Origin of the sequence: Spirosoma liriopis (genome assembly GCF_023196085.1) — a bacterium.
GTDB lineage: Bacteria > Bacteroidota > Bacteroidia > Cytophagales > Spirosomataceae > Spirosoma > Spirosoma oryzicola.
In genome coordinates, this window is record NZ_JALPRF010000004.1 from 21,411 (window position 1) to 34,628 (window position 13,218).

Here is a 13,218-nt window from a genome sequence, read left to right on the forward strand (position 1 = left end):
TAAACAAAATTTAACATTAGGAATTAATACAAATGCATTTTACTTTTGACGCGGTTGTTTTAGGGGAAAAACAGCTCGATTATTAGTAAAGTGCAATAATAAAACAGGGTTTTTATACACTTATAGTTGTTATTGACTATGGTCGAACACACAAACAAGCATGTTGTTGTCATTGGCAATGGCATGGTAGGCTACAAATTCTGCGAAAAACTGGTAGCCAAACAAAAAGATCAGGGTCGTTTCACAGTGACGGTTTTTGGGGAAGAACCGCGCTCTGCCTACGACCGCGTCCATTTAAGCGCTTATTTTTCGGGCAAAACAGCAGATGATTTGACTCTGGCTCCTGTTGAGTGGTACGCCGAAAACAATATCAACCTGTATCTGACAGACCCCGTGGTCGATATCGACCGGGAACGGAAAGAGGTACGTTCACACCACGGCGTCGTAGTACCTTATGACTATTTAATTCTGGCGACCGGCTCAGGTGCTTTTGTTCCGCCGGTAGCTGGCGTAGAAAAGGACGGTGTTTTTGTTTACCGCACGATTGAAGACCTTGAACTTATCCAGTCTTACGCGGGCAAATCCCGGAATGGTCATGCGTTGCGCGGAGCGGTACTAGGTGGCGGTTTGCTTGGTCTGGAAGCAGCCAAGGCGTTGCTTGATTTAGGATTGGAAGAAGCACACGTCGTCGAATTTGCCCCGCGTCTGATGCCCCGGCAAATTGATGACGCCGGTTCGGGGGTTTTACAGCAGCAACTGGAATCGCTCGGATTGACCATTCATCTGTCTAAAAACACGCAGGAAATTACCGGTGGTGATTGCATCACGGGTATGCAGTTTACCGACGGATCGCACCTGGAGGTCGATATGCTCGTGATTTCGGCGGGTATTCGTCCACGGGATGAACTGGCCAAAGCAGCTGGCCTCAACACCCACCCGCGCGGAGGAATAGTGGTCGATAATGCGCTTCAAACCTCGGACCCCAGCATTTTTGCGATTGGCGAATGTGCAGTTGCTCACCACATGATTTATGGTTTAGTAGCTCCCGGTTACGACATGGCGGAGGTGGTAGCCTCTCAGCTCATGGGTGTACCGAAAGAGTTTAAGCCGTTCGATATGTCCACGAAGCTAAAGCTGATCGGTACGGATGTAGGTAGCTTCGGTGACCCCTTTGCGAGTGAATCGGACCACCGCACGATCGTTTACGAAAACAAAGCGAAAGGCGTTTACAAACGTATCAACGTGTCGGCGGATGGTAAGTATTTGCTGGGCGGCATTCTGGTGGGTGACGCTGAACAGTACAACATGCTGTTGCAGACCTGCAAGAACAAGACTATTCTGCCGCCTGATCCAGAGGATGTTATTTTAGGATTCAGAGGGGGTGAAGAATCGGGTGCGGGCGTAACCAGTCTTCCCGACGACGCGCTGATCTGTTCCTGCGAAGCCATCACGAAAGGAATGATCTGCCATGAGATCAACGAGAACGGACATACAACGGTTGATGCGCTAAAGAAAGCAACAAAGGCTTGTACAGGCTGTGGCGGTTGTACACCCATGGTGAAGGATCTGCTCCAAAGCGTACTAAAAGAGAAGGGCGTTTACGTACGTAATGTACTCTGCGAGCATTTCGATTACACCCGTCAGGAGCTGCTTGATATGGTGAAAATGAACGGAGCAAAAACCTATACCGACGTTCTCAATACGTTCGGGCGGGGCGATGGCTGCGAAATATGTAAGCCCGCCGTGGCCTCGATTCTGTCGAGCTTGTGGAATGAGAATATTCTCACCAAAGATCGTGCTCCTATTCAGGACTCGAACGATCGGTTCCTGGCCAATATTCAGCGGGGCGGTACGTATTCGGTTGTGCCACGGGTAGCCGGTGGTGAAATCACGCCCGAAAAGCTGATTGTACTCGGCCAGGTTGCCCAAAAATACGGCCTGTACACAAAAATCACGGGCGGGCAACGGATTGACCTGTTTGGCGCTCACGTCGGTGATTTACCCAAAATCTGGGAAGAATTGATTGCTGTCGGTTTTGAAAGTGGTCACGCGTACGGGAAATCGCTTCGCACGGTTAAGAGCTGCGTAGGAACAACCTGGTGTCGTTTTGGCGTACAAGATTCCGTTACGTTTGCCATTGAGTTGGAAAACCGGTACAAAGGCTTACGATCACCCCATAAACTCAAATCTGGTGTGTCGGGCTGCACGCGCGAGTGTGCCGAAGCGCAAAGCAAGGATTTTGGCATTATTGCTACCGAAAAAGGCTGGAACGTTTACGTCTGTGGCAACGGTGGTGCCAAGCCACAACACGCCCAACTGCTGGCATCCGATGTAGACAAGGAAACCTGCGTGAAGCTGCTCGACCGGTTCCTGATGTTTTATATCAAAACGGCCGATCCGCTGGCTCGTACTGCGGCCTGGCTCAACAAAATGGAAGGCGGAATGACATACCTGAAAGCGATTGTGGTCGACGACATTCTAGGCATTGCGGCTGATCTGGAACGCGAGATGCAACTGATTGTCGACACCTACGCCTGTGAATGGAAAGAAGTTGTCGAAAACCCAGAACTCCGCAAACGTTTTACCCACTTTGTCAATGCTGTTGAGGTAAAAGATCCTACGGTGGAGTACGTACCGATGCGTGATCAGATCCGTGCAAAGGACTGGGTTTAGGTTCTTGACCGGATTAGTAGAATTTGCAGGATGGAGAAGATCCGAAAAATCTTGTCAATCCTGTTCATCCTGTCGAAAAAACGAAATTCTTATTCTAAAAAACTTTCCTATGGAAGCGCTCACAATTGACACTGAACAAATAACCTGGCACGCCGTCTGCCGCGTCGATGACATTCCGGAAGATGGTGGTGCCTGTGCACTCATCGGTGGACGCCAGATTGCCATTTTTAATTTCACGCGCCGGGGCGAATGGTACGCTACGGATAATCAGTGCCCGCACCGCCAGCAGATGGCACTCGGTCGTGGCATGATCGGTAGCCAGGGCGACGAACCAAAGGTTGCCTGCCCCTTTCATAAACGGACGTTCTCCCTCAAGACGGGCCAATGCCTGAACGACGACAACTATCGCATCAACACCTTTCCGATACGTGTTGAGCAGGGCGTTGTGTACATTGGCGTTTGAAAAATAGCAGCAAGTATAGGACATAGGAGCTGACTTAGTCGCTTAGCCTGTCCGGATACTGTTTACCGTACTTTATGAATCAGCTTGATCAACAGGTAGCCCACCGACTGACACGGTTTTATTTACTGGCACTTACCGTCATTGCCGTCCTGTCGATCAGTGGGCTACTGTTTATCCGAAACACGCTGAACAATCACTACGATGATAGCCGGATCGTCAACGTGGCTGGTCGTCAGCGAATGTTAAGTCAGCGATTAACGAAACTTTCCCTCCTGCGAGTAACGGGTTTATCGGCTGCGGATACAATCTCGTTTGATTCGTTGCAACGGACCTGGGCGCAAACGCATAGCCAACTACGAAACGGTATGCTTCGGATGGAAACGGTTTACACGGTACGTAAAAGCGCTGCACTCGACAGCATGTTTACCCGCATAGAACCTTACTTTCAATCGCTCAATCAACGCTTTGATCAGATCAAGAGTCCTGCGGTTTCTCCCACCGACAAGCAAGCAGCGCTCCAGATCATCTTACGAGATGAGTTGCCGTTCGTACAGCAGATGAACGACATTGTTTTCCAGTTCGACACCGAAAGTTTTGAGCGGGTAAAAACCCTGGAACGCATCGAGTGGCTATTGGCAGCGGCTACTTTGCTGACCTTACTCATCGAAGGATTTTTCGTATTCAGGCCCGTAGTCAATCACACTAAACAGGTTATCCGTAGGCTGGATCAGTCAGAAAAAGCGTTACAAGTAGCTAATTCGAGCCTTGAAGTTGTCAATCAGCATCTGGAAACGACGAATCAGGATCTGGCGACTTCTAACCAGCAGTTGGTCGCTACGCAGGCTGAGTTGGTGCAGGCTACCGAAGAAAAATACCGCTTGCAGCTTTCCGAAGCAACGGTACGTTCGGCGGCACTTCTGGAAGGGCAGGAAGAAGAGCGAAGGCGGTTTGCCCGCGAACTTCACGACGGTATTGGACAGATGCTCACGGGGCTGAAACTACACGCTGAAAAGCTTAAATCGATGGCTATCCACGACGAGAAGCAAAAAATGCGTTTCGCTGAATTGTGCGACCTTATCTACGATACCATCCAGACAACCCGGCAAATAGCCTATAACCTGATGCCATCGACGCTAAGTGATTTCGGCTTAGGTGCCACCTTACAGCTCTTGGCTGATCAAACAGCTCGTTCGTCGGGTATCGATGTTATTTTTGTCGGTGAGCGGGAAGGTGAACGGCTCAGCCCTGCCATGGAAATAGGTCTGTATCGCATTGCGCAGGAAGCCCTGCATAATGCCGTCAAATACGCCGGTGCCCAGTTGATTCGCGTAGTCCTGGTACAGACTAGCCGTAAGCTGATTTTATCCGTGGAGGATGACGGAAAAGGATTCTCGATAAAAGCGTTACCGAAGCAGGAAAACGCTTCGGTAATCGTAAATGGCCTCCAAAATATGAAAACAAGAGCTCATTTGTTCAACGGCGATTTGACGATAACCTCTAAGCCTAAAAAAGGAACATCAGTCAAAGTCAGCGTCAATTTATTAACTCATTGAGTATGTCGATACGTATTCTTGTTATTGATGATCATTCCGTTGTCAGAAAAGGCATTCGAATGCTGTTGGAAGACGAAGCCGATATACAAATTGTGGGCGAAGCCGCTGACGGTACCGAAGCGATTGACTTACTGCCAACGATTCAGCCTGACGTTTTACTGCTGGACATTACTATGCCTAAACTATCAGGCATCGAAACCCTGAAAATCGTCTCTAAACAGTACCCTGGCATTAAGACGCTCATGTTCAGTATGCACAACAATCCTGATTATATTTTGAATTCGGTGCAGAACGGAGCGGCTGGTTATCTGCTGAAAGACACCGACCAAAAAGAAATCTTACAGGCGGTACGCACGGTGATTAACGGCGACTTGTATTACCCGCCCAACGCTTCGTCAATCATTATCAAGAACCTCGTCAAACCCGGCAAAAGCATTCCTAAAAGCAACGACGAGCCAGTCGCCAAAGAGCCATCGATCTGGAGTAAAATTACAGCTCGTGAAGAACAAATTTTGACCTGCCTGGTCGATGGGATGAGCAGTTCGGCGATTGCCGACCGGTTTGGAATCAGTATCAATACGGTTGCGAATCAACGAGCAAGCATCATTCGCAAAGCTGGCGTCAAAAACACAGTTGAGCTGATTCGACTGGCCTTGCAAAATAAACCCCAGCAATGAGGCTCCTATTACCTTACACGACTGAATTGACTCGCTCTGAGTTGGCTCGGTATCAACGTATCTGTTATAGCGCTACACGTTTGTACAACAGTTGTTCCGTAATCAGCATGCTCATGGTTCAGCCAGCATTTTGTTTTTTCCGATTAGGCCAATAGGTTTGATGCCTAAACAAATAGGTATGGACCATACAGCAGCACAATTATTGGAAGACAGCCTTTTAAAGGTGTGGAGCGAACGCGACGAGGAAAAACGAATGGCCGTTATGACGCGAATTTATTCAGCTGACATTGTCTTTTACGAAACCGATAACACCCCAGTTATCACGGGACACCAAGCGATAAATCAGCTCATTAAAAGTCTACAAGCTCAGTGGCCGCCAGAATTTACGTTTAAGCTTACCAAACCAGCGGTAGCCAACCACGGGGTCAGTCAAATAGCCTGGACGCTAGGAGTAGCGAATGCAACACCAGCCGCTAGCGGTATGGATATTGCCATCGTTAAGGATGGACTCATCAAAGAATTATACCTGTATCTCGATGCTACTGCAAGCTAATTATAAAGACTGCCCGACCTACTTTTGTAAGCCGGGCAGTCTTCAATAGAAATGCACTAGTCATTTTCTACCTACCAATATAAGCTTATTCTTCATCGTTTCCCTGATCGACGTGCCCATGAATAAATCCACCGGGCAACTCTTCCTGATCCTCCAGAGGGGTATCCCCCGGTTCGTGGGTCCCTTCCTGACGCAGAATTGACTCTCTGTCATCAGCACTGCTTCCTCCTTGATCTCCGTCTCCTCCTGGCGAATACCATCTGATCGTCTTCATAGCTACTTGGGTTTTGTGCGAGTAATAGACCGTATAACGTTGTCAAAGCAGGCTAGGTTTGTAAAACAGAGAATACGGTCAGCTCGAGAAGATTTATCAGAAATGCCAAAGTCAACTACAAACCATATTCATTGAATCCCTTTAAACTTCACTTCTTGAAAACATATAAACTAAATTTTAAAAATAACCTTGTTCTATAAATGCAGGTATTTTGCTGACTCTTTCTAACTCAACTAAACGCTAACTAGCTGGAAAAGAAACACATTGTCGCTTTAACCTACCTATCAAATAGATTACCCCTATTTCTCGATAGATTATTTGACAACATATTGACAATCATTTTTTTATGATTTTGCTTGGATAACTAAATTTTGCCGATAACCTTTGCGCATCGTCGCTGTTAATACAGCAAGCATATGCAACAACAAAAGTCAGCTAGCTGGCTTATTTATTTATCAAACAAATCTATATAATATATAGATTATGAATAGTTATAGTTTAAATTGGCTTGCTCTTGCCATTCCTTTTTTTCTGTTCATGATGGGGCTTGAATATCTGCTAGCCAAAGCCATGAAGAAAGTTTATTTCCGGTTCAACGATTCCATCGCTAATGTAAGCGTGGGGATCGCTGAGCGTTTGCTGGACCTGTTCACAGTAGGCGCTTTTTACGGAGTTTATGACTACCTGCATCACCACTATGCTTTGCTATCCATCAAGCCTTCAGCGTGGACTTGGGTTGCCCTGTTTTTCGCAACAGATTTTGTGTGGTACTGGTATCATCGGTTCGCCCATGAGGTCAATCTGTTTTGGGCGGCTCACGTTGTGCATCACCAGAGCGAGGAATTCAATTACACGGTTTCGGCTCGAATTACTGTCTTTCAAGCGCTTATTCGTACCGGATTCTGGGCTATCCTGCCCATCATTGGCTTTCCGGCAGGTATGATTACGACGCTGCTGCTGTTCCATGGTTTGTACCCATTTTTTATTCATACCCGCACAATTGGGAAGCTAGGTTTTCTAGAATACATCCTTGTCACTCCTTCTCACCACCGGGTTCACCATGCCAGCAATCCGCAGTACCTCGATAAAAATTACGGGGATGTACTTATCATCTGGGATAAACTCTTTGGTACGTTTGCGCCCGAAGTAGAAGAACCCGTCTATGGTCTGACCAAACCACTTCGCAGCTACAGTTTTCTTTGGCAACAATTTCATACCCTACTGGAGCTTTTGGAAGCGACTCGTCGCACGAGCGGTATTCGCGCCAAAGTCAGATTGCTCTTTGGCCCACCAGATCGGATTGACGGGCAGATAAGGGACCAGTTGGCTACTCGCTTTTTTGTGGCAGCTCACCCCCTCACGCTGGTCCAGTCGATTACCCGCTTGCGAGGATACGTGGTCGGTCAGATCATTAATTTATTAATCCTGCTGTTCGGCCTGACTTTGTTTGAACATCAGATCCCCCTTCTCTGGCAGGTGATGATGGCGCTCTTTATCCTCCTAACCCTTATCAACTGTGGTGCTATTCTGGAACAGCGGCAGTGGGTCATTCACCTGGAACTGGCCAGATTGATCGTTCTGTGGGCTTTTCTGTACGTTACCACCGGCGATCCGATTCTCATTATACTGGCCTACATCGGTGCCATAAGCTGGTGGGCTTATCAATCCCTTATCCAGCGCGTTTACTTCAATTTCTTATTCGGACTCGCTAAACAACCAGCACAATGACAGCAGGAAATAACAGTGAATCAGAGGTACTACTCGAAGTAGTTAACGCAAGTTTGTCGTTGTCTAAACAGAAAAATTGATGGAATCGAACCTTCTATGCCCTGTCGATGGGGTTCAAATCAACGAAACGAAAGTGCGCCTGACCGCCGGGTTCATTTTACTGATAACCTTAGTGTATTTACTGACAGGCTGGGTACTGCTGCCTGTGCTACTACTGGCTGACTTTGGTTTGCGGAGTTTTCATGTAGGCGAGTATAGCCCTTTGGGAAATGGAGCGTCCTGGATCGTGAAAGTGCTTCGATTACCCTATAAAGCGACAGATCAGGCACCAAAACGATTCGCGGCTCGCATTGGCTTTGGCTTCAGTCTATTGATTCTAAGTCTTGATCTGGCTCATCGATCAACGCTACTTCCGGCTAGCATACTGGCTGTTTTTGCCGCCCTTGAATCCGTTTTTGGTTTCTGCGCGGGCTGCTATGTCTATACGTTTTATGTACGGCTGTTTTCACGGGCCGCTTAATTGATTTATCCTATGCTTACAAATTCCACGCTGCTTCCTGACCAATTGACGCAGGTACTATCCGCCCAGCAACTTGATTTTTTCGACAAGAATGGGTTTATCCATATCAAACAGTTCGTCGACCGTCTGACAGTGCAGACTTTCCTGCATGAGATTCAACGGGTCGAAGCGCTTTGGCTAGCCGAAAACGTAGACACTGTGAACGGCACGCCCCTCAAATTCGGGCATGACGAGACCGGCCGTCAGATCATTCAGCGGTTTGCCTTTACATCGCAGTTCAGCCCGCTCTTGAGTCAATTTCTGAAAGATCCTCGTCTGCAAGGACTTACACAACTCTTATCGCCCTTCGAAGGCCGGATCAGTCCGAACGAAAAAGATGGCTTGGTTGTCAACCACTACGTGCGAACGCCAACTAGTAATTTTTCGCGGATGGGCTGGCATACGGATAGCCCACGGGATTTGTTCCTGGGTCGGCGCATTCGCCCGATGCTCAATGTTGGTTTGCATCTGGACGACTGCCCACAGGCTAACGGGGGTTTACGGGTCCTACCAGGTACGCACCGGCAATCGGTGCTGCTGACGTTGTTTCGCAAGCGCCAGTTCATCGACCACCGGCCAGACCCGCGTGAGGTAGGATTTGACATCGAAGCGGGTGATCTTACAATTCACAATGGGAGTTTGTGGCACCGCGTCGAGCAATCGCCCCATCTAGGAGCAGCCAGTAGACGGCGTGTGATGTACATCCCGATCATTACGGGTGACTACCAACCCAAACATGCCACCAGTAAAACGCCTTTTTACCACCGTTTCGCCCAACGGATACAGGATTAATCTATTAGAAAGACCCCTGAGGCAAAACTTTGGCGGAAACCAGATGTTTGGCGATCGAAAAATAGAAGATCACGCTGCGATAAGTAGACAGGAAACAAAAAGCCCCACTTGCACAGCAAGTGGGGCTTCGCAAACGCTAACAGTACATTAACGCTAGTAGCATTCTTTTATTGTGTAACCTGCAACAGATTGGGCCTTATTTGTCATTATTTTTTACCTCTACGAATCGGTAAATGGAAGTGGTATTTCTTAATCGGTTAACCAAATGTGTTTGCTTTTCTGGCGGGTGTAATTATGACCTTTGGTTTAATAGGCTGTTCTTAGTGAAGACAACAGTCTGTTTCAGGCAGTTGTCTTCTGAACAAATTCTCTGATTCTTACGGATTGTCTCCTTGACTAAGCTTTCACACCAAGCATCCCCGGAAGCTTAGTGCACCAACCGGTTTTGGGCAAGATCGGGGACCTAACAAGGAAAAGTAATAGACTTAGGGAATGGTTGTTGGAATATTCTCATCAAAACAACTACTTTTGCCCAAAGTTTTACTAGCTAGGTAGCCGACCAGCTCTTATGTGGCCCATTACTTTTGTTTAGTTGTAAAGCAGATTCACTAGTTACCTCGTCCAGCAGACGTATTGTTTTTGCCCTAAGAACAGCCTTTACAACGGCTATCACTTTGTTGAGTTAATCGTATGACGTAACGAAAAGTAGTACCGCACTTTAGTTTTCTGAGTGCTATTTTATTTCTCGGGAAGCTAATTTTTTTAAACTACCAATTAAAATCTACTAATTCTATATACTATATATGTTTATAGGCTTTTAGATAATAAATCTTTTGATTGAGATAAGGCCCATTCTGTATCGATCATTAAACCTAATAAACGATCCCGATTGTAACCGGCCTGATTTGGAGCGGCTGGTCGGAGTCAACATAGTGCACAATCCGCTCCTGTTCATTTAAACAACCATGAATTCCACCAAATACACTAGCATGAATCTATTTCTAAGGTCAGTTGTCTTACTTACTGCACTTTTTAACGCACAACTTTTATTCGCGCAGACGCCTACAATCAATTCGACCGTTTCCGGAAAAGTAGTGGATGCACTGACAGGTGAAGCCTTGATCGGGGCCAGTATAACCATCAAGGGAACAACCAATGGATCAGCAACGGACGCAAACGGAGAATTCAACCTGATTACCGGACAAAAACTACCGTTTACGCTGATCGTTTCTTCAGTTGGTTACCTCAAAAAAGAAATACAAATCAACGAAAGCAGAGTCGAGATAAGGCTCGATGCGAATACTACCCAACTGGAGGATGTGGTGATTTCTTCCCGTCGGCGGCAGGAGTCGGCTCAGGAGGTACCCATTCCCATATCGGTGGTCGGTGGGCAAAGGGCCGAAGACGCCGGTGCTTTCAACGTGAACCGGCTTAAAGAATTGGTACCCACAGTTCAGCTATACGCGTCAAATGCCCGAAATACAACCCTGAACATTCGCGGATTAGGATCGACTTTCGGCTTGACCAACGATGGTGTTGACCCAGGTGTCGGTTTCTACGTAGACGGCGTTTACTACGCGCGTCCGGCGGCTACGGCACTTGACTTTATTGACATCGAACGCGTCGAAGTACTTCGTGGGCCACAAGGAACGCTTTTTGGTAAAAACACGACGGCGGGCGCTTTCAACATTACGACGCGGGCAGCAAGTTTTACACCCGGAGCCAACTTCGAACTAAGTTACGGCAATTTCGGATTCATTCAGGCGAAAGGATCACTAACAGGACCACTGAGCAAAAAACTGGCCGCTCGTCTTTCGTTCTCGGGCACGCAGCGGAATGGCTTGTTTTACAACGTACACACCCAAATGCCCATCAACGACATCAATAACATCGGCGTCAGAGGGCAACTATTATACACGCCCAGCGATAACGTACAGATCACTGTAATCGGCGACGTTACTGATCAGAAGCCCAATGGATACGGTTGGCCAGTAGCTGGCGTAGTACCTACGCAACGGGCAGCTTATCGCCAGTTTAATGCCATTATTGCCGATTTAAACTACAAGCTTCCTTATTCTAGTGCGTTCGAGCGTGTTGTGGATTTGGACACTCCGTCAAAAGCGGATAACCAGTTAGGTGGCGTTTCGGTCAATGCGGACATCAAAATCGGGAATGGAACACTGACCGCTACATCGGCCTGGCGCTACTGGGTATGGACCCCATTGAATGACCGCGATTACATCGGCTTACCGGTCTTTACAATCTCTTCTGGTAACTCGAAGCATGACCAGTGGTCGCAGGAGATTCGCTATTCGGGTAAAGTGTCTTCGAACCTAAGTGGGGTTGTCGGCTTGTTCGGTCTCTGGCAAGACTTGAAATCGGACCCGGTTCAGACGGAAGAAGCCGGTTCGGCCCAGTGGCGATTTGCGCAAAGCTCGACCAGCGCATTGTGGAAAACGCCCGGTTTATTCGACAACTTTGGTATTCGTACCACGAACGAAATTAAGAGCACGAGTTTAGCGGTATTCGCTCAGGCTGACTGGGCTGTGACCGACCGGCTCCACATCTTACCCGGCGCGCGTTACAACTATGACAAAAAAGTAGTTGATTACAGCCGGGTAACGTATGGTGGTTTGCAAACTACGGACCCAGCCTTGATCGCTTTAAAAAATAGTGTTTACACCAACCAGGCTTTCAACACGGATTACGCGCAGGGCAACTTCTCGGGACAATTGTCTGTACAGTACAAAGCCAGTACTAACCTCAATGCGTATGCTACCTACTCCATTGGGTATAAGCCAATTGGTGTAAACGTCGGGGGCTTACCTACAGCAAATGGACAGGTTTTGATTGATCTCGCTAATGTGAAGCCTGAATACGTAGACCATAAAGAATTTGGCATCAAAACCAGACCTTCGGGCAATTCCGTCTTAAATCTGACCGTCTATCGTTCAGACATCAGAGATTATCAAACGCAGGTACAGACGCCGGAACCGGGTGTAAACCGGGGCTATCTGGCTAATGCAGAAAAAGTGCGGGTGCAGGGCGTAGAACTAGATGGTAATGTTCGATTTACAAACCTGACGTTGAATGCTGCGGTGGCTTATACCGACGGTAAGTACGTGCGCTTTACCAACGCTCCCGTGCCTTTGGAAGAAGTAGGAGGTGCTCAGGCTTTCAAGGACGTTTCGGGAGGAGTGTTACCCGGTATTTCTAAATGGTCTGGATCGGTCGGTGGCGAAGTTACGGCCAAGGGTACGTTGACGGGCCTGAAAGGAAATTACTTTTTGGGTATTGACGAATTTTTCCGGTCAAGTTTCTCGTCAAGCCCCTCCCCTTCGCAGTACCTCAACATTGACGGTTATGCGCTTAGCAATGCACGGCTAGGTTTCCGAGCATCGAACGGGCTTACATTCTTTTTGTGGGGCAGAAACCTGTTGAACAAGAATTACTACGAACAGTTGTTGGCTGCCCCCGGAAGTTACGGCCAATATGCCGGTATCGTGGGCGACCAGCGTACTTACGGGGCCACCATCCGTTTTACGTACTAGTGTAGACGGAAAGATTGACGGCAACCAATCGATTTTTTATTGGTTACACTTTGGGAAAGGTAGTAGCAAACCTTGTTTTGCTACTACCTTTCTTGTTTTTGGAATCACACGACGACCCAAACCATCCTAAGCGGACAAAATTGATTCAGCAACCTGCGGAATAGTTAGCTATGAACGATCAAGAGTTTAAATTAGACGATTGGGTTACGCCCATCGACGAAGAATCCGCTCGTGAGCAGCAAGCGGCCAATCCTGATATTGACTGGCCGGTACCCGTGATTAGTCAGTACGGCGAGCGTGTACACTGCTGGAATAGTGAACGACGCGAGTTTACCATAACGCTCAGTGCGAGTGAGATCAGAAGAGTAAAGCCGACCGATTAAAAGCTTCTTTTA

At 47.7% G+C, this 13,218-nt stretch carries 11 protein-coding genes; 10 read left to right on the plus strand and 1 reads right to left on the minus strand.

The features are described 5' to 3' along the window. Positions 1-138: 138 nt before the first annotated feature. The 5 genes from nirB (at position 139) to M0L20_RS22440 (ending at position 5,919) form a co-directional block, all read left to right on the plus strand. Positions 139-2,673 (plus strand): nitrite reductase large subunit NirB, encoded by a 2,535-nt coding sequence (gene nirB, locus M0L20_RS22420; protein ID WP_248479204.1) that lies wholly within the window; start codon positions 139-141, stop codon positions 2,671-2,673. Positions 2,674-2,782: 109 nt separating this feature from the next. Then, positions 2,783-3,136, plus strand: a complete 354-nt coding sequence (gene nirD, locus M0L20_RS22425; protein WP_232563071.1) for a nitrite reductase small subunit NirD — start codon at positions 2,783-2,785, stop codon at positions 3,134-3,136. 74 nt (positions 3,137-3,210) lie between these two features. Further along, a complete protein-coding gene (locus M0L20_RS22430; protein WP_248479206.1) occupies positions 3,211-4,689 on the plus strand; it encodes an ATP-binding protein in 1,479 nt (492 codons plus the stop codon). Positions 4,690-4,691: 2 nt separating this feature from the next. Beyond that, the gene (locus tag M0L20_RS22435; protein WP_248479207.1) at positions 4,692-5,366 is read left to right on the plus strand and encodes a response regulator transcription factor; all 675 of its coding nucleotides are present in this window, start codon (positions 4,692-4,694) and stop codon (positions 5,364-5,366) included. A 178-nt stretch (positions 5,367-5,544) separates the two neighbouring features. Continuing rightward, on the plus strand, positions 5,545-5,919 hold the full coding sequence (locus M0L20_RS22440; protein ID WP_248479208.1) for a nuclear transport factor 2 family protein: 375 nt from the start codon (positions 5,545-5,547) through the stop codon (positions 5,917-5,919). Positions 5,920-6,004: 85 nt separating this feature from the next. Here M0L20_RS22440 and M0L20_RS22445 read toward each other — a convergent pair whose 3' ends face one another. Beyond that, positions 6,005-6,193, minus strand: a complete 189-nt coding sequence (locus M0L20_RS22445; protein WP_232563067.1) for a hypothetical protein — start codon at positions 6,191-6,193, stop codon at positions 6,005-6,007. Positions 6,194-6,730: 537 nt separating this feature from the next. Here M0L20_RS22445 and M0L20_RS22450 point away from each other — a divergent pair. The 5 genes from M0L20_RS22450 (at position 6,731) to M0L20_RS22470 (ending at position 13,206) form a co-directional block, all read left to right on the plus strand. Continuing rightward, positions 6,731-7,921 (plus strand): sterol desaturase family protein, encoded by a 1,191-nt coding sequence (locus M0L20_RS22450; protein ID WP_248479209.1) that lies wholly within the window; start codon positions 6,731-6,733, stop codon positions 7,919-7,921. 79 nt (positions 7,922-8,000) lie between these two features. Continuing rightward, positions 8,001-8,441 (plus strand): DUF4395 domain-containing protein, encoded by a 441-nt coding sequence (locus M0L20_RS22455; protein WP_248479210.1) that lies wholly within the window; start codon positions 8,001-8,003, stop codon positions 8,439-8,441. A gap of 12 nt (positions 8,442-8,453) precedes the next feature. Continuing rightward, positions 8,454-9,272, plus strand: a complete 819-nt coding sequence (locus tag M0L20_RS22460) for a phytanoyl-CoA dioxygenase family protein (protein ID WP_248479211.1) — start codon at positions 8,454-8,456, stop codon at positions 9,270-9,272. Positions 9,273-10,261: 989 nt separating this feature from the next. Further along, entirely contained in the window at positions 10,262-12,823 is a 2,562-nt protein-coding gene (locus M0L20_RS22465; RefSeq protein ID WP_248479212.1) for a TonB-dependent receptor, read from the plus strand. 170 nt (positions 12,824-12,993) lie between these two features. After that, positions 12,994-13,206 carry a hypothetical protein gene (locus tag M0L20_RS22470; protein WP_232563063.1) on the plus strand — a complete coding sequence of 71 codons (213 nt, stop codon included), beginning with the start codon at positions 12,994-12,996 and terminating at the stop codon, positions 13,204-13,206. The last annotated feature ends 12 nt before the right edge of the window (positions 13,207-13,218 follow it).